16 protein-coding genes, 2 tRNA genes and 3 rRNA genes are annotated in these 25,490 nt (G+C 35.5%); 2 read left to right on the top strand and 19 right to left on the bottom strand.

The window, feature by feature from the left end; translation table 11 throughout:
- Positions 1-70: 70 nt before the first annotated feature.
- Positions 71-2,149: an elongation factor G gene (gene fusA / locus PRVXT_RS00105; RefSeq protein WP_350343690.1), complete on the bottom strand. Its 2,079-nt coding sequence runs from the start codon at positions 2,147-2,149 to the stop codon at positions 71-73.
- A 145-nt stretch (positions 2,150-2,294) separates the two neighbouring features.
- Positions 2,295-2,435, bottom strand: a complete 141-nt coding sequence (locus PRVXT_RS00100; RefSeq protein ID WP_350343689.1) for a hypothetical protein — start codon at positions 2,433-2,435, stop codon at positions 2,295-2,297.
- 91 nt (positions 2,436-2,526) lie between these two features.
- Between PRVXT_RS00100 and istA the strand changes: the two genes are divergently transcribed.
- Together istA and istB are read left to right on the top strand one after the other, a co-directional pair.
- The gene (gene istA, locus PRVXT_RS00095; protein ID WP_350342320.1) at positions 2,527-4,116 is read left to right on the top strand and encodes an IS21 family transposase; all 1,590 of its coding nucleotides are present in this window, start codon (positions 2,527-2,529) and stop codon (positions 4,114-4,116) included.
- Complete coding sequence (istB, locus tag PRVXT_RS00090; RefSeq protein ID WP_350342319.1) at positions 4,082-4,843, top strand: IS21-like element helper ATPase IstB; 762 nt, start codon at positions 4,082-4,084, stop codon at positions 4,841-4,843. The genes istA and istB overlap by 35 nt, the downstream gene beginning before the upstream one ends.
- Positions 4,844-4,888: 45 nt before the next feature.
- Here istB and ligD read toward each other — a convergent pair whose 3' ends face one another.
- From ligD to dnaA, 17 genes are all read right to left on the bottom strand, one after another.
- Complete coding sequence (gene ligD, locus PRVXT_RS00085) at positions 4,889-5,713, bottom strand: non-homologous end-joining DNA ligase (protein ID WP_350343688.1); 825 nt, start codon at positions 5,711-5,713, stop codon at positions 4,889-4,891.
- Complete coding sequence (locus tag PRVXT_RS00080; protein ID WP_350343687.1) at positions 5,713-6,612, bottom strand: hypothetical protein; 900 nt, start codon at positions 6,610-6,612, stop codon at positions 5,713-5,715. Before PRVXT_RS00080 ends, ligD begins: the two co-directional genes overlap by 1 nt.
- Position 6,613: 1 nt before the next feature.
- Positions 6,614-7,420 (bottom strand): Ku protein, encoded by an 807-nt coding sequence (locus PRVXT_RS00075; RefSeq protein ID WP_350345076.1) that lies wholly within the window; start codon positions 7,418-7,420, stop codon positions 6,614-6,616.
- A 130-nt stretch (positions 7,421-7,550) separates the two neighbouring features.
- Positions 7,551-9,752 (bottom strand): anaerobic ribonucleoside-triphosphate reductase, encoded by a 2,202-nt coding sequence (gene nrdD, locus PRVXT_RS00070; RefSeq protein ID WP_350343686.1) that lies wholly within the window; start codon positions 9,750-9,752, stop codon positions 7,551-7,553.
- A gap of 12 nt (positions 9,753-9,764) precedes the next feature.
- Complete coding sequence (gene nrdG / locus PRVXT_RS00065) at positions 9,765-10,265, bottom strand: anaerobic ribonucleoside-triphosphate reductase activating protein (protein WP_350343685.1); 501 nt, start codon at positions 10,263-10,265, stop codon at positions 9,765-9,767.
- A gap of 514 nt (positions 10,266-10,779) precedes the next feature.
- A 5S ribosomal RNA gene (rrf, locus tag PRVXT_RS00060) occupies positions 10,780-10,895 on the bottom strand.
- A 47-nt stretch (positions 10,896-10,942) separates the two neighbouring features.
- Positions 10,943-14,025 (bottom strand): 23S ribosomal RNA (locus tag PRVXT_RS00055).
- A 114-nt stretch (positions 14,026-14,139) separates the two neighbouring features.
- Positions 14,140-14,215: transfer RNA gene (locus tag PRVXT_RS00050), tRNA-Ala, on the bottom strand.
- Positions 14,216-14,225: 10 nt separating this feature from the next.
- Positions 14,226-14,302: transfer RNA gene (locus PRVXT_RS00045), tRNA-Ile, on the bottom strand.
- 68 nt (positions 14,303-14,370) lie between these two features.
- Positions 14,371-15,896 (bottom strand): 16S ribosomal RNA (locus tag PRVXT_RS00040).
- Together the 16S, 23S and 5S rRNA genes with 2 tRNA genes alongside form the textbook arrangement of a ribosomal RNA operon.
- 405 nt (positions 15,897-16,301) lie before the next feature.
- A complete protein-coding gene (gene gyrA, locus PRVXT_RS00035; RefSeq protein ID WP_350343684.1) occupies positions 16,302-18,740 on the bottom strand; it encodes a DNA gyrase subunit A in 2,439 nt (812 codons plus the stop codon).
- 15 nt (positions 18,741-18,755) lie between these two features.
- Positions 18,756-20,669 carry a DNA topoisomerase (ATP-hydrolyzing) subunit B gene (gene gyrB / locus PRVXT_RS00030; protein ID WP_350343683.1) on the bottom strand — a complete coding sequence of 638 codons (1,914 nt, stop codon included), beginning with the start codon at positions 20,667-20,669 and terminating at the stop codon, positions 18,756-18,758.
- Positions 20,670-20,791: 122 nt separating this feature from the next.
- Positions 20,792-21,070, bottom strand: a complete 279-nt coding sequence (gene remB, locus PRVXT_RS00025) for an extracellular matrix regulator RemB (protein WP_350343682.1) — start codon at positions 21,068-21,070, stop codon at positions 20,792-20,794.
- 12 nt (positions 21,071-21,082) lie between these two features.
- Complete coding sequence (recF, locus tag PRVXT_RS00020; protein WP_350343681.1) at positions 21,083-22,174, bottom strand: DNA replication/repair protein RecF; 1,092 nt, start codon at positions 22,172-22,174, stop codon at positions 21,083-21,085.
- Between the two features lie 14 nt (positions 22,175-22,188).
- On the bottom strand, positions 22,189-22,398 hold the full coding sequence (locus PRVXT_RS00015; protein WP_350343680.1) for an RNA-binding S4 domain-containing protein: 210 nt from the start codon (positions 22,396-22,398) through the stop codon (positions 22,189-22,191).
- Positions 22,399-22,410: 12 nt separating this feature from the next.
- A complete protein-coding gene (dnaN, locus tag PRVXT_RS00010) occupies positions 22,411-23,517 on the bottom strand; it encodes a DNA polymerase III subunit beta (protein WP_350343679.1) in 1,107 nt (368 codons plus the stop codon).
- 173 nt (positions 23,518-23,690) lie between these two features.
- Entirely contained in the window at positions 23,691-25,043 is a 1,353-nt protein-coding gene (dnaA, locus tag PRVXT_RS00005) for a chromosomal replication initiator protein DnaA (RefSeq protein WP_350343678.1), read from the bottom strand.
- Positions 25,044-25,490: the final 447 nt, after the last annotated feature.

The raw sequence follows: 25,490 nt of genomic DNA, 5'->3' as shown, positions 1-25,490 counted from the left end.
CCTTTTATCATTATATCAAACTTTATCAAAAGAAATCTAGGTCTAGGCTTTAGCCTAGACCTTACATGTTTTATTTTCCTGCCATAACACTATCTTTTTTATTTATTATATCTTTAGTTATTTGGGGAGGTACTTCTTCATAATGTGAATACTCCATGGTAAAGGACCCTCTCCCTTGTGTTTTCGACCTTAAATCGATGCTATATTGATACATCTCAGCCAATGGCACTTGAGCTTTTATTTTCTGCATTCTCCCCGACAATGGGTCCATACCTATTATTTTCCCCCGTCTAGAGTTCATATCTCCCATAATATCACCCATAAATTGTTCATCCACAGTTACTTTTACATCCATTATCGGTTCTAATATTGCTGATTGGCCCTTTAGCATAGCTTCTTTAAATGCCTGTGAGGCAGCAATTTTAAATGCCATTTCTGAAGAATCCACACTATGGTAGGAACCATCAAATAAGGTAGCCTTTATATCTACAACAGGATAACCAGCTATTACCCCTTCCTCCATGGCTTCTATTAAACCTTTTTCTACAGCAGGAATATAATTTCTAGGTACAGCACCTCCAAATATTTTATCTACAAATTCAAACTGTTCACCTCTATCTAGTGGTTCAAATTCAATCCATACATGGCCAAACTGCCCCCTACCACCTGACTGCTTTTTATGTTTCCCTTCCACTTTGATTTTACCTTTTAAGGTTTCTTTATAAGGAATTTTAGGTTTTTTTAACTCCACCTCTACCCCAAACTTTGAAGAAAGCCTATTAATTAATACGTCTAGATGCATTTCTCCCATACCCGATAGTATAGTCTCCTTTGTTTCTTTATTTCTCTCCACAGTTATAGTGGGGTCTTCCTCTAAAAATTTAGAAATTCCCATCCCAACTTTTTCTTCATCATTTTTAGACTTTGGTTCTACCGCAAAAGATATTACAGGGTTAGGGTAGTTAATTGGTTTAATTCTAACATTACTTTCTTCGTTTGATAAAGTATCTCCTGTCCCAGTATCTTGTAGTTTTGCAACAGCAGCAATGTCTCCTGCTTGCACATAATCTACAGGAATTTGATCTTTACCCTGCATTAAAAACAACTGTCCTATTCGCTCAGTTAATTCTTTGCTAGAGTTATAAACTTGTGAGTCTGATTTTAAAACTCCAGAATACACTCTAAAAAAAGTTAATTTCCCTACATAAGGGTCTGCCATAGTTTTAAAAACTAAAGCAGTAAATTGTTCTTTTTTGTCAACTTTTAATGTTGATTCCTCTTCATCTTTTATTACACTTATTTCACCCTTTTCTATTGGTGAAGGTAGCAACAAGGTAGCATATTCCAACAACTTTTCAGTTCCTATATTGTGGTATGCCGATCCCGCTAATACAGGCAATACTTTGCCAGTTTCTATTCCTTTTTTAAGACCATAAAGAACTTCATCTTTAGTTAACTCATCTCCTTCTAAATATTTCATTAGCAAGTCATCATCGCCTTCAGCAGCTGCTTCTATAAGACTCTCTCTATGCATCTTAATTTCATTTTCTTTATCGCTGGGAATATCCTCCTTTAAAGACTTTAAACCTTTGTAAGAATATGCTTCAAGATTATAAATGTCAACAATCCCTGAAAAGGATTCGGCCTCACCAATCGGTATTGTTAAAGGTACGACCAACACATCCTTAAAGTTCTCTTTTATTTGATTTAATACATCATTAAAATTAGCATTTTCTCGATCCATTTTATTTACAAATGCTAATTTTGGAAGCTGGTATCCCTTAGCATAATTGTACGCTTGTTCTGTGCCAACCTCAACTCCTGATGCTGCACACATTACTAAAATACTACTATCTGCTACCCTTAAAGCACCCTTTAATTCACCAACAAAATCAAAATAACCTGGAGTGTCTATTAAGTTAATTTTATAATCTTTCCATTTACACGGAGCTAAAGAAGTGTTTATCGTTACCTTCCTTTTTATTTCTTCCTTATCATAATCCATCATACTTGTTCCTTCATCTACTCTACCTAGCCTTTTAGTTGCTCCAGCTGTAAACATTAAACTTTCTACTAGCGACGTTTTTCCTGCACCTCCATGGGATATGATCCCTATGTTTCTAATATTCTTAACTAGGTGCTTATTCAAAACAATCTCCTCCTTAGCTAGTTTTTTACTACTCTATTATAAAATTCCGTCCTCCTTTTACATAATTTTAATATTTAGAAAGTTTTATTTAAAAAAAATTTTATGTATTATTTCGTGATTTTATGTTCAATTCCTTCTTTTTGGACTATTTTAATATTTTAGAAATTGCTTCTTCTGCTTCATCAATACCTTGATCTTCTAAAAGTATTTCTAAAAATAATTTATAGCTTTTCTCTATTTTATCTAAAGTTGTAAATGGTAAACTAAAATGGAGAGATTTTGGCAAATAGAAACGGAGAATTTTTTCCAGTTATCTACTAAAAAAATACCCCTTCTGATAAAATTAAAGAGTTAATTTATCAGAGGAGGTATGAGAATTGAAGAGGTGGGATATGTTTGCCAAAATTAAAGAAAATAGGTCTAGGGGATTAAATAAATCCCAAGTTGCAAGGCTACTAGAGATTGACTACAAGACCGTATCAAAGTACTGGGATATGGAGTTTGATGAGTTTTCAGAGCTCCATAATACAGCTCAATCACGGAGAAAGAAGGTGGATAAATACAAAAAGCAAATTTTAGAATGGATTAAAGAATACCGAGATATGTCAGCCGCTCAGATTTATGATTGGCTTTTAGAAAAACATGGTGAGCTAGATTTTAAGGAAAGAACTCTAAGGCTCTATGTAAACAAGCTTAGAAAAGAATATGACTTGCCCAAAGTGACATCAGTTAGGCAGTATGAAGAAATAGAAAATCTTCCTATGGGGTATCAAGCTCAAGTTGATCTAGGAGAGATATGGCTTAAGACACATGATAATAAAAGAGTAAAAGCATATTGTTTTGGAATGGTTTTATCCCATTCAAGATACAAGTTCGTATGGTGGTCGGACAAGCCATTTACAACATCAAGTTTCATCAAAGCCCACAACAAAGCTTTTGAGTACTTTGGCGGCAGACCCAAAGAGATAGTTTATGATCAAGATAAAGTACTAGTAGTTTCTGAAAACAATGGAGATATATTATATACCGAAGGATTTCAAAATTATCTTAACTCTCTTAAGTTTAAAGTGTACCTTTGCAGAAAGGCTGATCCTGAAAGCAAAGGCAAAGTAGAAGCTGTAGTAAAGTATGCCAAGAATAACTTCGCTAAACATAGAAAATTTGTAGATATTGAATCCTTTAATGATGATAATCTAAAATGGCTAGAAAGAACCGGCAATAAAAAAGTCCATGAAACAACAAAGAAGGTACCGGCAGAAGTGTTTGCTCTGGAAAAGGAACACTTAATGCCAATACCTACCCTCTTTGCTGAATCAACTGATACTAAAATTTTAACCTATCTAGTAAGAAAAAACAATACAGTATTTTACAAACAAAACAGATATCAAGTACCCATAGGGACTTATTCACCAGGTAAAGAAGTTAATTTATCAGTTAAAAAAGATTGTATCGAAATAATTGATAAAGATACTAATGAGTTGATTATCACACATAAAATTGCTAAAGGAAAAGGTCAGCTAGTAACAATAGACCACCCAGATAGGCAAAAATCAAGAAAGTACAGTTGCGACGAAATGCGTGAGAAAGTTTTAAAAAGTTTAGGAGAAACTGATAAGGCAATAACGTTTGTTGATATCATTAGGGCTGAAAAATCTAGATACTTTAAAGATCAATCTAACCTAATAATTAAAACAGTGACATCTGAAAACCCGTCACTTGTACAAAAAGCTATTGATTACTGCGTTGAAAGAAAACTCTACAGCGCTGGCATGCTTAAGGATACAATCCAATACTTTAAGGAGGAAGAAAAACGACAACTTAATAAAAAGTACTTTAAGGCAGACATTTCTACCCCTTCAAAGTATCAGGATTTAAAGCCTGAAATAAGAAGTATTGAAGAGTATACTAATTCTTTGAAAGGGGACAGTCACAGTGGAGAAATTGGAGCTAATCAAAGAAAATGCTAAAAAATTAAAGCTTGACTACTTAAATACAAACGCTTCTCAAGTCGTTCAAGATGCAGATGGAAAAAGCATTTCATATCAGCAATTTTTGTTAAACATACTTCAGGAAGAAATGAAACTAAAAGAAGAAAAAGCACAGGCAAGAAGGCTAAAAAACGCTGGTTTTCCTACACTTAAAATTATAGAAGATTTTGATTTAGATTTTCAAAAGTCCATAACTCAAAGACAAGTTAACAGTTTATCGGAATTGGAATGGATAGACCGTATGTATAATTTAATTTTTTTGGGCCCTCCTGGGGTCGGTAAAACTCACTTAGCAATAGCACTAGGCTACAGGGCTGTTGAGATGGGGTACAAGGTTAGCTTTGTTACTATGAACGACCTTATGCACTGTTTAAAAACCCAAGAGATATCAAGAAAAAGTAAAGGCAAAATAAATAAGGTTTTGTCCTCTAGCTTACTAATCATCGATGAACTAGGTTACTTGCCGATATCTAGGGAAGAGTCTAACCTGTTTTTCCAACTCATAACGGCACTTCATGAACAAGCATCACTTATTATTACCTCAAATAAAGGTCTAGAAGACTGGACTGAACTATTGGGTGACCCAGCTTTAACTACAGCTGTTTTAGATAGAATCACTCATAGATGTGAGTTATTTAATATGTCAGGTAAAAGTTATAGATTAGCACACAGAGAATCATTTTTTGAAGAAAATTCTAGGTTTTAACTGGAAAAAGGATAGGGAAAATTAATTGCCAAAATTTCTCCAATTCTACTTGCCAGTTACAAAAGTGATATTTTTTATATTATACTGCTGTGCACTTCGTATATTACTAGTTTCTAATATTCTTTTCCATGAGATAGGCATAGAAATTGGAGCACCATTAATCGGCCTTAAGCTAAAAGGAGCTACTATAGTTTGACCTTTAACATTTTGGAGAAAGTCCAAGTAAATTTTTTCTTCTCGATATTCTCTTTTTCTTACCATAGTGGTAATATCACCTAGTTTATTATTAACTATAACTGAAACCTTTCTGATAAATTCTCTAACCCTATTATAACTATAGCCTTTTTTTACCGGTAGAAATATTTGTATGCCAGTAGAACCAGATAGCTTAGCAACAGACTTTAGGTTTAATATTTCCAAAACTGAGTAAATTGTTTTAGCTACTTTAGTAACTTCTAAAAAGGTAAACCTTTTCATAGGATCTATATCAAAAACCCCATACTGGGGAGAGTCTAGATTATCTAATGTTGACATCCATGGATGAAATTCAATTGTGCCTAGGTTGACTAAATAAATAAAACTTTCTAAATCATTGATCAAAGGGTATTTCTCCACACCTTTTCTTTTAATAAATTTAATCCAGCTAGGAAAATTTTCATCTATATTTTTTTGATAAAAACCTTTTTTATCAAATCCATTAGGAAACCTTTTTAATGAAACAGGTCTGTTTTCAATAAATGGTTTAATATAAGGAAAAATTTTTATGTAGTAATTTATGCAATCTTTTTTTGTAATCATATTATTTTTGTCATAAAATTTTTCTAAACTTGTTATCCTAACCTTCCTATCTCCAATCAACAAATAACTCATTAATAAAGCTCCTTTATAACTCCCCTTAGTACTGGAGATCTCATGGTCTTTTGTGAGGTCCATTGTAGAAATTCTATATTAACTTTCAATTTTGGCTTTAAAAAAATATGATTTTTTATATTTTGATTAATAAAAGGGTTTTTATTCTCTATATTTTTTGTAGCAAAAGATATTATTTCTTTGGTATTCTGGTTGTTTATACCAATACCTACGTTTCCAATATACCTAAGTTTGGTACCATCCTTAACTCCTATAGCTAATGATGACAAAACTTTATCTTTAACAAGTATTCCTCCTACATATGCTTCAATGTCTATTGTGTGTTTGTACTTTTTCCAACTCATACTTTTTTTAAAAACATATTTACTATCTTTAACTTTTTCTATAATTCCCTCTAATTTTTGGGTTTTTGTAGCTTCAAATAATTTCTCACCATCACTATAGTTTTTACACACATTAATATGTGTTTGTTTAATGTCAGATAAAACATCTTTTAGTATTCCATGCCTTTGTATAAATGAAAAATCATTCAACCACTCTCCATTTAAAAATAGAATATCGAAAACCATATAACTTACAGGTTGTTTTTTAGATGTTAGTTCGATGTTATTTTTGTTTATCATCTGATTTCTGGTCAATATCTTAGAAAAATCATTAACACCATTTTCAATTATTACTACTTCTCCATCTAGGATGAAAGAAGCTGATATTTTTTTAAGCTCTTTTAATTCTGGAAAAGTGTTTGTTTTATCTTTTCCTTTCCTTGTGGCAACGGTAAATCCTTTACTATCATGATAAGTCAATATTCGTATACCATCCCACTTTACTTGATATATATTGTCCTCATTGTTAACTAATTTTTCTTTTAACATAGGTTCCATAGGAGTAATTTTCTTCATTTTATCCAGTCTTCTTTTTCCTTGACTTTTTATTTGGTTTTAACGTTTCTTTTTTAACTGCGTTTAAGCTACTTTCTAAAGCTTCCATTAAATCAACAACGCTATCATCTCTTTTTGCTTTAGGTTGAGCAATTTCTTTACCTTGTATTTTTTGTTCAATAAGTCTCATTAACTGTGTCCTATATTCATCTGTATATTTTTCTGGATCAAACTTCGCAGATAGATTTTCTATCAGTTCTTTAGCCATATCTAATTCATTATCAGATACATTTACTTTTTCTCCCACTCCAGGAACCTCTTTTACATTTCTAACTTCATCGGGGAAATACATTGTCTCTAATACTAAAGCTTCCTTAAAAACCCTTATTGCAACTAATGACTCTTTTGATCTTATTACTACTTTTGCTACAGCTACCCTTTTCGTTTTTGATAGTGCATTTGTCAAAAGGTTATATGCTTTTTTTCCTGTTTCTTCTGGAGCTAAATAATAGGTTTTATCAAAAAAAACTGGATCAATATCTTTTAAATTAACAAAATCCATAATATCTATAGATTTTGTCGTTTCATTAGGAATAGTTTCTAAATCTTCATCTTCGACTACAACAAATGAGCCTTTTTGATACTCGTAACCTCTTACGATTTCTTCATTATCTACTTCTCGATCGCAATTGGGGCAAACTCTTTGATATTTTATCGGAGTGTTACACTCCTTGTGTAAGTTTCTAAACCTCACTGATTTATTTTCAGTAGCCGTAAACATTTTTATAGGAACATTCACTAAACCAAAACTAACTGCACCTTTCCACATAGTTCTCAATCTTATCACTCCTTTGTATTATAATTTACTAATCTTAATACATATATTCATAGCTATTCTACTGATTTAACATACAAAAAAACTCTCCCCTTAGTAAAATAAGAGAAGAGTTAGTTGTTATTTAGTTTTTGAAGTTGGCCAAATGAGCTACTCTATTTTTTGTCTCATTATATTTTCCATTATTAAAAAATGAGCTTTTTTCCCCATTCTCACTACTTTCCTCATAGATACCTAGGTATCCAGTTACTCTTCTAATTCTTCTTACTCTCTTTGATTTGCATTTTGGACAACCTTCCTCACCTATAATTCCAATATATGAACAATCATCACCCATACACTGATCTACTGGGAAATTAACACTAAAATAACCACAATCATTATCAAAAGCAGCATTTACTAGTTGTTCAAAAGCGTCTAGATTTCCAGTAGGAGCATTATCCAATTCTACATAATTTATATGGCCTGCAGGTGTGTACTGATTATAAATTGACTCAACTTCTATCTTTTTATGAGCAGGAATATTATATTCCACTGGAATATGGAATGAGTTTGTGTACCACTCTTTATCTGTGATTCCTTCTTGAACTCCAAAGCGTTTTCTATCCATTTCAACAAACCTACTAGATAGGCCCTCTGCTGGTGTTGCTAAAAGAGAAAAATTAAGACTATATTTTTGTGATTCTGCTTTACACCAAGCATCTAATGTACTTATAATTTTTACTCCAAGTTTTTGAGCATCATCACATTCTCCATGATGCATTCCAGTCAAAGCCACAAGAGCTTCTGCAAGGCCTATAAAGCCGATAGATAAAGTACCATTTTTGATAGCATCCTCAATAGTATCTTCGGGATTTAAATGGTCTGAATTATGATAGAGTTTTTGACCCAAAAGAAATGGAAACTCTTTAACTTTTTTATTCTTTTGAATTTCATATCTTTCTAAAAGCTGATTTCGAACCATTAAAAATTTTTCTTTTAATAAGTGAAAAAATGTGTCTATGTTTTTATCTGCCTCTATTGCTATTCTAGGTAAATTTATTGATGTAAAAGAAAGATTTCCTCTGCCATCAGTGACTTCTTCTCCACATACATTGGATATAACCCTTGTCCTACATCCCATATAACCAACAACCTGAGGATTTTTTTCCCTTCTGTAAAAAGGTTTGTTAAAACTCGAATCTTGATTAGAGTAGTTAGGAAATAACCTTTTACATGACACTCTATGCGAAAGCCTTCTTAAATCATAGTTAGGATCTTCAGGTTCCTTATTTACTCCTTTAGCCATTGAAAAAATTAAATTTGGAAACATAGGGCTTTCGCCCTTTCCTAAACCATTTTCAAAGTTAATAAGAAGATGCTTACTAATCATTCGACCTGCTCTAGTAGTATCTAAACCAAAGTTAATACTTGTAAAAGGAACTTGTGCTCCTGCTCTAGACTGCATAGTATTTAAGTTATAAACTATCCCCTGCATTGCTTGATTAACATCTTTTTCTGCAAGTTCCCATGCTTTTTCTTCCATTTTATCTTTGTCATATTCTAATTCTTTAAGTAGATTTATATATTTTTCTTTAGTCTTCTCTACATAAGGAGCTAAATCCGTATCTAAAGCTTTAACTGACTGACCCCCATGTTGTTCATTTTGATTTGCTTGCATAATTATACAAACAAGGGCAGAGGCCGTTTTAATATCTTTAGGAGGGCGTATAAAACCATGCCCAGTATTAAATCCATTTTCAAATAACTTTACTAATGGTATCTGTAGGCAAGTCTTTGTTCCAAAAGGAAGGAAGTTCATGTCATGAATATGTATGTCTCCATCCTTGTGGGCCTGAATATGCTCTTTTTTAAGACTTATTTCACAAAGACGTTTTGCTGCCACTGAACCAGCCTGAAGCATTTTTCCCATGGCGGTATCACCATTGATATTAGCGTTTTCAGTGTCTTTGCTTTTAACTATATCAGAAAGGTCTTTTATAAATTTACCACCAGATTCTCTAATATCATCCCTTCTTCTACGATATGATATATATTCCTTTGCTGATTTTGTAAACTTAGATTCCAACAAAATATCCTCAACCATATCTTGAATTTCATCTATAGTGGGGGTATTTATTTCCCGCAAGCGCATTTTAGTGTTAATTGACCCTAAAACTTTTTGAGTTAACATAAGAGAGTCATTATAATTTCCCTCTCTACTCGCTAAAAAAGCTTTATTTATAGCTTCAGTTATCTTAGAAGGTTGAAAATTTTGCATCCTTCCGTCTCTTTTTACTACCTTTTCAGGCAGTTGTTGTAAGTTTTCTGCTTGGCTAAAATTCATAAAAACTCCCCCTTAAGTGTTTAGTTGATGCAGGCAAATTTTATCAGTGCTAAGTGATTTTTGGACATCAATAATTCTTTGATTAGAAGAACCTCTAAAATCTAAATCAACATTTTTAAGTTCTTCCATAAATGGACCATCAATTAACAGGTCTAGGTTCACTAAAAACTCCTTTTTCTCAACATCATTTAAGAGCTGCTCAAATAAAAAACCGGTGTAAGCCACCAGTCTATATTGCTTTACTTTTAATTTTTTACTAAGTAAGGCAAACTCTTTTGGTTGATAAAATGGATCCCCGCCAGAAAATGTAACTACTTTGCTTAAAGGATATTTTATAGTATCCTTAATTACTTCATCGACGGTCATTAATCTTCCACCTTTAAAACTATGGGTTTGAGGATTATGGCAACCTTTACATTGATGATAACATCCTTGTGCAAAAATAGTATAACTAATTCCCCCAGGGGCATCTACAACAGACTCAGGTATTATCCCTGCTATATTTAACTTCATAATTAATCACTCCGTAAATAATTATAACTGGTGGAGAATACAATCTCAAATCCAATTTACGTAAACTTAAGATAAAATATCAGCATATAACTCACAAATAAATTGCTTTTCTTTAAAATATGAACTAATGAGAAAAACACATCTACATACTTAAAAAAAAAGTTAAAGTAAAGTAATTTCTATAATAAAATATTTCATATTAATGAATCTTAACGATTATCTATTCTTTGAATAAATCCCCAAGTTAAAGATTCTTGCTCAAGTTTCTGTTACATTCGCTTCTTTAAAAAATAAAACTAAATACCTATTATATAATATAAAACTGATACTTTCGTCTTGTTAAATAATACCTCTTCTTTTTGTCTAAATTTTAAATAAAATTATTCAAAATTTTTAAAAGGTGAACCTTTACGTTCATGGAAACTAAAATCCAGGTTGTTTCTATCTTTTAATAGTATAAACCTTTTAAAGTAAAAAACACCTAACCAAAGAATATGGTTAGGTGTTTTAAAGTACCCAGCGACGTCCTACTCTTCCAGGGGGTAGACCCCAAGTACCATCGGCGCTGAAGAGCTTAACTTCGGTGTTCGAGATGGGAACCGGTGGGACCTCTTCGCTATGGTCACTGGATTCAAATTACCATAAGGAATGAAAACTAAGTCATTATCTAAACTAAGTTGGTCAAGTCCTCGACTTATTAGTACCGGTCAGCTAAAGGTATTACTACCTGTACACCCCCGGCCTATCTACCAGATAGTCTATCTGGAGTCTTACACTTTTACAAGTTGGGAAGTCTTATCTTGAAGGTGGCTTCGCGCTTAGATGCTTTCAGCGCTTATCCGTGCCGAACTTAGCTACCCAGCACTGCCACTGGCGTGACAACTGGTACACTAGAGGTTCGTCCATCCCGGTCCTCTCGTACTAAGGACAGATCCTCTCAAACTTCCTGCGCCCGCGACAGATAGGGACCGAACTGTCTCACGACGTTCTGAACCCAGCTCGCGTACCGCTTTAATGGGCGAACAGCCCAACCCTTGGGACCTACTACAGCCCCAGGATGCGATGAGCCGACATCGAGGTGCCAAACCTCCCCGTCGATGTGAACTCTTGGGGGAGATAAGCCTGTTATCCCCGGGGTAGCTTTTATCCGTTGAGCGACGGCCCTTCCACTCGGTACCGCCGGGTCACTAAGCCCGACTTTCGTCCCTGCTCGACTTGTAAGTCTCGCAGTCAAGCCTCCTTATGCCTTTGCACTCTACGAATGATTTCCAACCATTCTGAGGAGACCTTGGGGCGCCTCCGTTACTCTTTGGGAGGCGACCGCCCCAGTCAAACTGCCCACCTGACACTGTCCTAAAACCGGATTACGGCTTCTAGTTAGAATTCCAACATTCACAGGGTGGTATCCCACTTTAGGCTCCTAGAAAACTAGCGTCCTCTATTCTCAGCCTCCCACCTATGCTGTACAGTAAATGCCAAAATCCAATATCAGGCTACAGTAAAGCTCCACGGGGTCTTTCCGTCTTGTCGCGGGTAACCTGCATCTTCACAGGTACTACAATTTCACCGGGTCCTTCGTTGAGACAGCGCCCAAGTCGTTGCGCCTTTCGTGCGGGTCGGAACTTACCCGACAAGGAATTTCGCTACCTTAGGACCGTTATAGTTACGGCCGCCGTTTACTGGGGCTTCGGTTCAATGCTTTGCTTGCGCTAACACGTTCCCTTAACCTTCCAGCACCGGGCAGGCGTCAGCCCCTATACTTCATCTTTCGATTTAGCAGAGACCTGTGTTTTTGATAAACAGTCGCTTGGGCCTATTCACTGCGGCCTCCTCTCGCTCAGTACGAATGTACTTCACAATATCGAGGCACCCCTTCTCCCGAAGTTACGGGGTCATTTTGCCGAGTTCCTTAACGAAGGTTCTCCCGAGCGCCTTAGGATTCTCTCCTCACCTACCTGTGTCGGTTTACGGTACGGGCACCGCGCTTCTTGCTAGAGGCTTTTCTTGGCAGTGTAGGATTAGTTAGTTCCCCTTAATTGGGTCCTCTTAACCTCTCAGAATAGATAGAGGCGGATTTGCCTACCTCTAATCCCTACTGGCTTGAACGCACATATCCATCAGTGCGATAACCTACCTTACTGCGTCACCCCATCACTTAGACAAAGCTTGGTGGCACTGGAATCTCTACCAGTTGTCCATCGCCTACGCCTTTCGGCCTCGGCTTAGGTCCCGGCTTACCCTGAGCGGACAAGCCTTCCTCAGGAAACCTTAGGTTTTCGGCGGAGATGATTCTCACATCTCTTTTCGTTACTTATATCAGCATTCTCACTTCTAAGCGCTCCACTGCTCCTTTCGGTACAGCTTCGCCGCACTTAGAACGCTCCCCTACCAACAGTAGTAGTATGATGTGAGAAATCAGAAGTTGGTAAAGTTCAAATGATTTTGTTTAAGCTTTGCTTAAACGTACATTTTTTACTTATTTCTAACCTCTCACCTCACACTACTACTCTTCCATTGCTTCGGTGGTAAGCTTTAGCCCCGGACATTTTCGGCGCAGGATCACTTGACCAGTGAGCTATTACGCACTCTTTAAATGGTGGCTGCTTCTAAGCCAACATCCTGGTTGTCTAAGCAATCCCACATCCTTTTCCACTTAGCTTACACTTGGGGACCTTAGCAGATGGTCTGGGCTGTTTCCCTCTCGACTATGGACCTTATCACCCATAGTCTGACTCCCAAGGTCTAAATATATGGCATTCGGAGTTTGACTGAGTTCGGTAACCTGGGTTAGGCCCCTAGCTCAATCAGTGCTCTACCTCCACTATTCATCCTTGAGGCTAGCCCTAAAGCTATTTCGGGGAGAACCAGCTATCTCCGAGTTCGTTTGGCATTTCACCGCTACCCACAGCTCATCCCCTAATTTTTCAACATTAGTGGGTTCGGGCCTCCATTTTGTGTTACCAAAACTTCACCCTGGCCATGGGTAGGTCACTCGGGTTCGGGTCTACACATACAAACTTAACGCCCTATTAAGACTCGCTTTCGCTTCGGCTCCATGGCTTTACCATTTAACCTCGCTTGCAAATGTAACTCGCTGATCCATTATACAAAAGGTACGCCATCACCCGCTTATGGGGCTCTGACTGTTTGTAGGCACACGGTTTCAGGTTCTATTTCATCCCCCGCCTGGGGTACTTTTCACCTTTCCCTCACGGTACTTGTTCACTATCGGTCGCTGGGTAGTATTTAGCCTTTGGAGGTGGTCCTCCTAGATTCTTACGGGGTTTCTCGTGTCCCGCAATACTCGGGTGGCTACTTAGATAGTTTAAAGCTTTTCGGCTACAGGACTTTCACCTTGTATCGTTTGGCTTCCCAGCCAATTCGCCTAAACTTTAATTTTGTAACTATCCCAAGTGGCTGTATCCACTTGTAAAGTAACTCCCTCAACCCACTTTTAGCAACGCATACAGGCTTACACTAAAAATGTTTAGGCTCTTCCCCGTTCGCTCGCCACTACTTAGGGAATCGAGTTTTCTTTCTCTTCCTCGGGGTACTTAGATGTTTCAGTTCCCCCGGTTGTCTCCTACCACCCTACTTATTCAGGTGGTGGTACCACAGTATTAACTGTGGTGGGTTGCCCCATTGGGAAATCCGCGACTTACAGCTTGCTTGCAGCTAATCGCGGCTTTTCGCAGCTCGCTACGTCCTTCTTCGACTCCCAGCGCCAAGGCATCCGCCGTGCGCCCTTTGTAACTTGACCTAATTTGCTCGTTTAAACATAATGAAATTGTATCTACCACGCTTTTGTTTCTCGGGTTGATACTTTCTTAGTTTCTTTCCTTATGGGTAATTTCAAAGATCGGTATAAAAAAAATGGTGGAGATGAGCGGATTCGAACCGCTGACCCCCTGCTTGCAAGGCAGGTGCTCTCCCAACTGAGCTACACCCCCATGTTTTTTATGGTGGGCTTAGGTGGACTCGAACCACCGACCTCACGCTTATCAGGCGTGCGCTCTGACCAGCTGAGCTATAAGCCCTTGCATGAAAGACTAGGTCTTTCAAAATTAAACAGCTAAGCTACTAACCATAAGTTAAAGCTCCTTAGAAAGGAGGTGATCCAGCCGCACCTTCCGATACGGCTACCTTGTTACGACTTCACCCCAATCATTCGCCCCACCTTCGACGGTTGCCTCCTAAAAGGTTGGCTCACCGGCTTCGGGTGTTGCAAACTTTCGTGGTGTGACGGGCGGTGTGTACAAGGCCCGGGAACGCATTCACCGCGATATGCTGACTCGCGATTACTAGCAACTCCGACTTCATGCAGGCGAGTTGCAGCCTGCAATCCGAACTGAGACCTGATTTAAAGGATTCGCTCCAGATCGCTCCTTCGCTTCCCGTTGTTCAGGCCATTGTAGCACGTGTGTAGCCCAGGACATAAGGGGCATGATGATTTGACGTCATCCCCACCTTCCCCCGGTTTATCACCGGCAGTCTCCTTAGAGTGCCCAGCTTAACCTGCTGGCAACTAAGAATAAGGGTTGCGCTCGTTACGGGACTTAACCCAACATCTCACGACACGAGCTGACGACAACCATGCACCACCTGTCTCTCTGCCTCAAAAGAGGACGACTCTATCTCTAAAGCCTTCAGAGGATGTCAAGCCCTGGTAAGGTTCTTCGCGTTGCGTCGAATTAAACCACATGCTCCGCTGCTTGTGCGGGCCCCCGTCAATTCCTTTGAGTTTCAACCTTGCGGTCGTACTCCCCAGGCGGGGCACTTAGTGCGTTAACTGCGGCACAGAGGGTATCTAAACCCCCTACACCTAGTGCCCAGCGTTTACGGCGTGGACTACCAGGGTATCTAATCCTGTTCGCTCCCCACGCTTTCGCATCTCAGTGTCAGGTACAGTCCAGAAAGTCGCCTTCGCCACTGGTGTTCCTCCTAATATCTACGCATTTCACCGCTACACTAGGAATTCCACTTTCCTCTCCTGTCCTCAAGTTTGACAGTTTCAAATGCAATACGGGGTTGAGCCCCGCAGTTTAACATCTGACTTATCAAACCACCTACATGCTCTTTACGCCCAGTAATTCCGGACAACGCTCGCCCCCTACGTATTACCGCGGCTGCTGGCACGTAGTTAGCCGGGGCTTCCTCTTGAGGTACTGTCATTTTATTCATCCCTCATAACAGAAGTTTACGATCCGAAAACCTTCATCCTTCACGCGGCATTGCTGCGTCAGGGTTGCCCCCATTGCGCAATATCCCCCACTGCTGCCTCCCGTAGGAGTCTGGGCCGTGTCTCAGTCCCAGTGTGGCTGATCGTCCTCTCAGACCAGCTATCCATCGTTGCCTTGGTAGGCCGTTACCCTACCAACTAGCTAATGAAGCGCGGGCCCATCCTTTAGCGATAAATCTTTCTTCTTTTTATCAGGTGACAAAAAGAAGGTATCCGGTATTAACATCAGTTTCCCGATGGTATCCCGATCTAAAGGGCAGGTTGCCCACGTGTTACGCACCCGTCCGCCACTATCCAGACACTCAACTAGGTTGAGTGTCGGATCGTTCGACTTGCATGTGTGAGGCATGCCGCCAGCGTTCGTCCTGAGCCAGGATCAAACTCTCCATAAAAGATTCTATGAAAAGCTAAAATTTAGCTCATCTTACTTAAATGTTTTAAAACTAATTAAAACGGAGCCCAACAAACTTTTGAGTAAAAGTTTTTGGGTAAATTCGACTACGAATTCCAAGAGCAGGAATTCTAGTCTGCATTTCTGGCTTTTGCATTAGCTGTTCAATTTTCAAAGACCTAATTTGTTTGCCGCCGTGTTTCAGCGACAAATAATACTATACCATTTGTTTTTCTATATGTCAATGTTTTTTTAAAAACTTTTTCCTGCAAAATAAAATTCATTTCTTGATTCTGGGACAACAGTAATCTACTTTACTATATGTTTTATGTTAAGTCAATGTTATTAAATAAACTTTATAAAATAAAAAAGGGAAAGCGGCGTTAACTTCCGCTTTCCCTTTTATTTACTCTTCTTCATCTTCTGTAACTACTCTTGCTACTGCCACAACTTTTTCATCCTCATTAAGCCTTACTAGTCTTACACCCTGAGTAGTTCTACCAAATATGCCAATCCCTTTAACTTCTTGCCTTGTCATATATCCTTTATTACTAACTATCATTATATCTTCGCTTTCCTTAACAGCTTTTAATGATGCTAGTTGACCATTTTTGTCTGTTAAGTTCATTATTTTAATTCCTTTTCCTCCCCTGGTTTGAGTTCTATACTCATCAATTCTTGTTCTTTTACCATAACCCTTTGTAGTTGCAGTTAACAAATCATAGGAGGGGTCTGCAATGACAGCATCAACAACTTCATCTTGATTGACTAGATTAATTCCTTTTACACCTCTAGCTGTTCTTCCCATATTTCTTACATCAGTTTCTTTAAACCTTACCCCTTGTCCAAGTACGCTACCAACTAAAATTTCCTGTTTACCATCAGTAAGTTTTGCAGATATTAGTTCATCTTCCTTCCCTAAGGTAAGAGCAATTAGACCATTTTTACGACTAGTATCAAATTCCGTAAGTTGAGTTTTCTTAACATATCCATGCTTTGTTATAAAGAATAAATAGTTATTTTCTTTAAACTCTTTTATCGGAACAACTGCAGTTATATGTTCTTCTTTATCTATTGGAATAATATTAATTAAAGCAGTTCCTCTAGCTTGCCGTCCACCTTCTGGAATCTCATATACTTTTTTACGGTATACAACTCCTTTATTTGTAAAAAACATAATATGATTATGTGAAGAAGTTATATAAAGATGCTCTACAAAATCGTCATTTTTGCTTCCTATTGCAGTTACACCTTTTCCACCTCTTTTTTGTCTTTTATAAGCCGAAAGAGGAATTCTTTTAATATAGCCTTGATGGGTAATAGTTACAACAACATCTTCTTGGGCTATCAAATCTTCATATTCAATTTCCTGCTCATCTATAGTAATTCTAGTTTTTCTTTCATCACCAAACTGATCTTTGGCTTGCTGTAGCTCTTCCTTTATAACTCCATCAATTTTTCCTGTATCTCCTAACAGATCCTTAAAGTAAGCAATTTGATTCATTACTTCTTTATAGTCCAAGTCTATTTTTTCTCTTTCTAGGCCAGTTAACTTTTGTAGTCTCATCTCTAGGATAGCTTGGGCTTGTTTTTGGGACAAAGCAAACCTATTTATCAACTCTTCCTTTGCTTGCGCAGCACTAGACGATCCCCTAATTGTTTTAATAACCTCATCAATATTATCAAGGGCTATTTTTAATCCTTCTAATATATGCGCTTTAGCTTCAGCCTTTCTAAGATCGAATTTAGTTCTTCTTGTTATAACATCTCTTTGATGATTTATATAATGCTCTAATACCTGCTTTAAATTAAGTACCTTAGGTTGATTATCCACTAGTGCCAGCATTATAATTCCAAAAGTTTGTTGCAATTGTGTGTGCTTTAGTAATAAATTAGTTATATGTTGATGATGGGCATCCTTTCTTATATCTATCACAACTCTCATACCATTGCGATCAGATTCATCTCTAAGGTCTGTAATTCCCTCTATTTTTTTATCTCTAACAAGATCAGCTATTTTTTCTATTAACCTAGCCTTATTTACTTGGTAAGGAAGTTCTGTAATTACTATTCTAGTTTTTCCATTGTTTAGTTTTTCATATTTAACTTCACCTTGGACTTTTATAACCCCTCGTCCTGTTTTATACGCGTTTTTAATTCCTTCTTTACCTTTAATAATGCCTCCTGTAGGAAAATCTGGACCTGTTATTGTTGTCAAAAGATCTTGAATTTCAAGCTCAGGATTGTCTATTAAAGAAATTGCTCCATCAATTACCTCTGTAAGATTATGGGGTGGTATATTAGTAGCCATTCCCACCGCTATACCAGCTGCTCCATTTACTAAAAGATTAGGTATTTTAGATGGCAAAACCCATGGTTCTTCCAAAGATTCATCAAAATTTAATCTAAAGTCAACTGTCTCTTTTTCGATATCAGCTAACATCATTTGAGAAATTTTATCCATGCGAACTTCTGTATAACGCATGGCAGCTGCAGCGTCTCCATCTATGGATCCAAAGTTTCCATGGCCATCTAGCAACGTATATCTCATAGAAAAATCTTGAGCCATTCTAACCAGTGCATCATATACAGCTGTATCTCCGTGGGGATGATATTTACCTAATACTTCCCCAACTACCCTCGCACATTTTTTATGTGGTTTGTTATAAACTATGTTTAGTTCATTCATGGCAAATAAAATTCTTCGATGTACTGGCTTTAAACCATCTCTTACATCTGGAAGCGCTCTACCTACTATAACACTCATAGCATAGTCAACGTACGATTGTTCCATTTCCCTGTTTATATCTCTTGGTAATACTTTTGAATTATTTGTTTCTAACATTTAATCCACCTCTCACTACACGTCAAGGTTTTTAACGCTTTTGGCGTGATTTTGTATAAATTCTCGTCTAGGTTCTACTTTATCCCCCATTAATACGGTAAATAACTCGTCAGCCTTTACTGCATCAGTTAAATCTACTTGCAAAACAGTTCTGGTTTCAGGATCCATGGTAGTCTCCCATAACTGATTAGGGTTCATCTCCCCAAGACCTTTGTAACGTTGTATCGAATATTTTTGACCTTTAATTTCTTGCATGTATTTTTCCATTTCTCTTTCAGTATAAATGTATGTTTCATTCTTACCTTGTTTTACTTTATACAATGGTGGCTGTGCTATATATATATATCCTTTTTCCACCAATGGCTTCATGTATCTATAAAGAAAAGTTAAAAGCAGGGTTCTTATATGAGCGCCATCCACATCAGCATCCGTCATGATAATTATTTTGTGATACCTGGCTTTTTCAATATCAAATTCTTCCCCAATACTACTGCCTATAGCAGTGATAAGAGAACGTATTTCTTCATTTGCAAAAATTTTATCCATTCTAGTTTTTTCTACGTTTATTATCTTACCTCTTAAAGGAAGAATAGCTTGGAACTTTCTATCTCTCCCTTGTTTTGCAGAGCCCCCCGCAGAGTCACCCTCAACAATATAAATCTCACTTAAGCTAGGGTCCTTTTCAGAGCAGTCGGCTAGTTTTCCAGGAAGAGCAGTAGATTCTAAAGCACTTTTCCTTCTAGTTAATTCACGAGCCTTTTTTGCAGCTTCTCGTGCCCGAGCAGCAGAAAGACCTTTTTCTACTATTTTTTTCCCAATATTTGGATTTTCTTCTAAGAATGTAGCAAATTTTTCGGAAAATATGTTCTCTACTATGCCCCTAATCTCAGGGTTTCCAAGCTTAGTTTTAGTTTGACCTTCAAATTGCGGTTCTGGTAGCTTAACACTAACAACTGCAGTCAAACCCTCTCTTATATCCTCACCTGACAAATTTTTATCTTTTTCTTTTATTATATTTTTCTTTCTACCATAATCATTTACTGCTCTTGTTAAAGCTATTTTAAAACCCATTTCATGACTTCCGCCTTCATGGGTATTTATATTATTTGCAAAAGAAAATATATTCTCGTTATACCCTGTATGGTACTGAATTGATATTTCAACGGTAACATCATCTTTTTGATCTTCTATATATATTGGTGGCTTATGAATACCATCTTTGCTTCTGTTTAAATACTCTATATACTCAATCAAACCACCTTCAAAGGTGTAACTTTCTTTTTTATCATTGTTTTTATCTTCTAACTCTATTGTTACACCCTTATTTAAAAAGGCTAATTCTCTTAATCTGGTATTTAAAGTATCAAATGAGAATTCTATTGTTTCAAATATTTTAGGGTCTGGATAAAAAGTGGACTTAGTTCCTGTACTTGTACTTTCACCTATAATCTCCAACTCAGTTACAGGGGTTCCTCTTTCATATCTTTGTTTATAAATTTTCCCGTGTTTGCTTACTTCAACTTCTAACCAAGTAGAAAGTGCATTTACAACAGAAACACCGACTCCATGTAATCCTCCTGAAATCTTATAACCGCCTCCACCAAACTTTCCACCTGCATGTAATACAGTATGTACTATTTCAACAGCTGGTTTACCCATTTTAGGGTGAATATCAACTGGAATTCCTCTACCATTATCAGTAACGGTCACACTTCCATCTTCATTTAAGGTAATAGTTATTTTGTCACAACCTGCCAATATTTCATCTATACTATTGTCAACTACTTCATAAACAAGATGATGTAAGCCTTTAACGCCTGTAGAGCCTATATACATACCTGGTCTTTTCCTAACTGGATCTAAACCTTCCAATACCTGTATTTGTTCTGCTTCATATGAATTGTTCTGTATATCTTTATTTTCTACCATTTTCATTCCTCCAACATCGTAGCTAAATTCTACAACACTCCAATTATACTTTATAAAATCATTTAGTGCAAAGTATACTTTGTTTATAACTTGTCCTTTCCTAGAAAATATAGCAAACCCACTTATTTAAAAGTGGGGTGTTCTTGTAAAATATTTACTTTTTCTGTGAAGTTTTGAGAATTAATTCTCTTTTTTAACGTATTTGCTGCTATAGGGGATAAATATATTTCTTTATTTGTTATAATAAAGGATTTAAACTCATCATCTTCACATATTTTTATTATTTTTTTGCCATTGTTAAAATAGTTGTTTACATGATTTGTCTTGGTTAAAGAATAGTCAAAGATTCCTATTACACCTTTTAATGATATAACAGTACTACCACCTAAGTGTAAAAACACTGTAATTCCCCCTTAATATATCTTTCCATTTTTTATGCTAAAAACTTTAAAAGACTTTAGAAGTTCCTGTTCTTTTTCCGTTGTTGTTACAAAAGTTTGAACTCTTCCTTTTATTGCTTTTAACAAAAAGTTTCTTCGTTTGTAATCCAGCTCAGAAAAAACATCATCTAAAAGTAAAATAGGATATGTTCCTCTTTGAGACATAAACATTTCAACTTCTGCTAATTTCAAAGCTAATACTGTAGTTCTTTGTTGACCTTGGGAACAGTATTTTTTTGTATCTTTTCCGTTTACATAAAAACCTATATCATCTCTATGCAGACCGACATTTGTTTGTCTAGTATAAATATCTTTTTGCCTGTATTTTTGCAAAATTTTATAAATATAATCTTTTAAATCTGGTATTTTCTGTTCTAAATCCTCAACAAAAGAATGGTACTTAATTTCAAGATTTTCTGTATTATCAGTAAGCTTTCTGTGGGTGAGTTTTGCTAAAATTTTCAGTTTATTTAGTATTTCTAATCTTTTTATTAAAATTTCTTCAGAAAGCATAGCCAATTGTTTATCAAAAATATCTATAGTGTCTAAAAGCTTCTGATTATTATCTTTAAGTAATTTATTTCTGTTAAACAATACTTTTCTATAGTTTAAAAGTAAATTATTGTAATAAGGACTTAATTGAGAAATTTCTTGATCTAAAAAGTTTCTTCGTACAGAAGGACTGCCTTTAATTAACATAAGATCTTCTGGTGAAAATATCACAACATTTATACTACCTAATAAACTAGAATATTTTTTTTGTTCAATATTGTTTATCTTTATCATTTTTCTGTTATCACGATTATAACCAACTTCTATATTGTTGTTTTTTTGATCGTAATATGAACAGTTTAAATAAAAATAATCTTTATCCCAATGAATCAGTTCTTCTTTTTTTTGGTTTGTAATTGATTTTCCTAGAGCCAAAAAATGGATTGCTTCTAATAGATTTGTTTTTCCTTGAGCGTTGTCTCCTACAAACACGTTAATATTGTCTTCTAGATTAAGAACTGTTCTATTTTTAAAATTTCTAAAATTTTCTAGCCTTAAATTATTAATATACATGAGAATCAGCTCCCCTAAACAATAGAGTAGCTGATTTCTTCATCAATGGAAATTTTATCGCCTTTTTTTACCTTTGTACCCCTTTTAGTTTCAACAACACCATTAACCTTTACTCTTCCTTCATTTATAAGCAACTTAGCTTCTCCACCCGAACCAACTAAGTTAACAAACTTTAAAAGTTGATCTAATTTGATAAAATCGCCAGTAATTTTAACATTTTCCATTATAAACCACTCCTATGCTGTCCTTATGGGTAAAATAAGATGAAGGTAATCTTCTCCTATAACCGGTTTAATTAGACACGGACTAAATGAACCACTAAATTCTAAATACACTTCTGGGACATCAATATTTTTTAAGCAATCTGTTATAAGTTTTGCATTAAAAGCTATTTCTAAATCTTCTCCCTCTTTATCAACGGGTAATTGTTCAGATAAACTTCCTAAGTTAGGAGTATTTGAAGTTAAGTAAAGTATATCAGAAACTTTAAACTTAACTAAACTCCTCGTTCCTTCTCTTGATAATAGTTCTGCTCTTTCTATAGATGTTTGTAAATCCTTAGTATTAACTTTAATCTTTGTATTATTATCATTAGGAATTATTTGTTGGTAAGGAGGAAACTTTCCTTCAATTATTCTAGAGCTAAATATTACATTATCAAAAACAAAGAATACTATTGAATCTTTAACATATATATTTATATACTTTTCCTCATCATCAATCAGAATTCTTTGTAGTTCAGTTATTGCTTTTTTGGGGATCACAACTTTCAATGGTTCAGAAGGTTCTTTTTCTAATACTGCTACTTTATAAGCTAATCGATGTCCATCTGTAGCTATTAAGTTGAGACTAGAACCTTTTATTTCAAAAAGTACGCCAGTAAGAACTGGTCTGCTTTCTTCAGAAGAAACGGCGAAAGCAGTTTGTTTTAACATGTTTTTCAATCTAAGCTCAGGTAATTCCAGTATATTGCTATCTGGGAGCTTTGGAAAACTAGGAAACTCTTCAGTATTTTCACCTGTTAAGTCTATTTCAATTTTAGAAGATTTTATTTTAACATTTTTATCTTCAGTCATACAAAAATGTATATCCTCTTTGGGCATTTTCCTAACAATATCTGTTAAAATTTTTGCTGGTAAAATCACTTCACCTTCTGTTATTGAATTTACTGGGATTTTATACTCAATAGTTATTTCTAAATCTGTACTTTTTAAAAATAAGTTCTCATTAGTTAATTTCAACATTATGCCTGAAAGTATAGGAATAGTAGTTTTTGAAGAGATACCTCGTTGAGTAACAGATATCGCAGTTAATAGGTCTTCTTGGGAACAATAAAATTCCATCATAATCCTCCTTTTTGGATGTAAATAATTAATTTTTTAGTTGTATAAATAATAATATTAATAGTAATAGCTGTGGATAAGTTGATAAGTGGGATAAGTCTTTATATAACAGCTATTTGATTATGAGCATATGTCTGTGGATAGTTTAAAATATTATAAAAGAATGTTAACAGTTAATTTAAGTTGCCTTCTTTAATAGACTTTATTAAATTATTTATTTCTAATTCAAAACTTTTATTACTTTTTATATCTTTTTTTATTTTTTCATGAGCATGAAGAACTGTTGTGTGGTCTCTGCCACCAAATTCTTCTCCTATTTTAGGTAATGAAAAATCAGTAAGTTCCCTTGACAGATACATAGCTATTTGACGGGGATAAGATACTGAACGAGTTCTTTTTTTGGCTTTAAGGTCTTCAACTTTTAATTGATAATGACTTGCAATACTCTTTTGTATTTTTTCTATATCGATAATCTCGTTGTTACTGTTGGGTATTATATCTTTTAAAGCTTGGTTAGCTAGTTCAACAGTAATTTCTTGTCCAGTCATGGAGCTAAAAGCCATAACTCTTGTTAATGCACCTTCTAATTCTCGAATATTAGTTGCAATTTTATTTGCTATAAACATAAAGACGGAATTTGGAATGTCTAGTTTTTCAAGTTCAGCTTTTTTTCTTAGAATTGCTTCCCTTGTTTCAAGATCAGGTTTTTGAATATCGGTAATAAGTCCCCATTCAAATCTAGAGCGAAGACGATCTTCTAGAGTAGGGATTTCTTTTGGAGGTCTATCACTTGAAATTATAATTTGCTTATTATTTTCATGTAAGGTATTAAAAGTATGGAAAAATTCTTCTTGAGTTTGTTCTTTACCAGCCAAAAATTGAATATCATCAATTAATAGAACATCGACTGTTCTATATTTATTTCTAAATTCTACTGTTTTATTATCCCTAATTGCATTTATAAATTCATTTGTAAATTTTTCTGATGATATATATACTACTTTGTCTTGTTCGCTGTGATTAGTAACATAATGACCGATTGCATTCATAAGATGGGTTTTACCTAATCCTACACCACCATAAATGAAAAGAGGATTATATGCTTTAGCTGGAGCCTCTGCAACAGCTAAAGAAGCAGCATGAGCAAATCTATTACTGTTACCTATAACAAAAGTATTAAAAGTATATTTGGGGTTAAGTTGGGTAGTAATATTTTCATGGGTAACTTTATTTTTTTCTGTTGGTTTTGATGTTTTATCATTATCGAGAGCATCAGCTTGCGGGACTACAAAGCTTACTTCTAACTGTTTTCCAGTTAAGCTTTGTAAAATTTCAGAAATTAAAGTTGCATATCGATTTTCAAGCCACTCTTTTGTAAAATCATTTGGAACACCTATCACCAAAGTGGAATCATACATAGTTATGGCTGTTGTTCCTTGCAACCATGTTTCATAACTAGGCTTACTAACCTTAGATTCTAGTTCTTTTAAAACTTTTGTCCAAATACCCTCTAAACTATTTTTCATTAATAGACCTCCTAAACTAAAAACGGTGTGGATTATTTGTGTGTGGATAAATAAAACCAAAAAAATATCCACATAAATTATTTAGATAACATTGAATTAATGTGAACTGTTGATATTAATTATTACCTTGTTAACAGTAAAAGAAAAAATATACACAGCTATAATACGCTGTTATATATAAAACTTCAAGAGTTAATTAACACAATCCACAAACAATAACAACGCGATGTTATCCACAAAGATATTCACAGCCTGTTAATAACATTATGTTGTGGATATTTTATTTAATAAACATAGTTTATCAAATTAATCCACAGACTTCAATAAATTTAACATGTTTTATCCCCAAGACGTAATAATTTTTTGGGGATAAAACATGTTATTCACAACTTGACATTTTATATTATATTAAGGTATAATAATTTGCAGTGTATTTAAGGGGGTGGA

Source organism: Proteinivorax tanatarense (assembly GCF_040267685.1).
Lineage (GTDB): Bacteria > Bacillota > Proteinivoracia > Proteinivoracales > Proteinivoracaceae > Proteinivorax > Proteinivorax tanatarense.
Note: the sequence above shows the minus strand (reverse complement) of the source record. Positions and strands in the feature narration are given on the sequence as shown.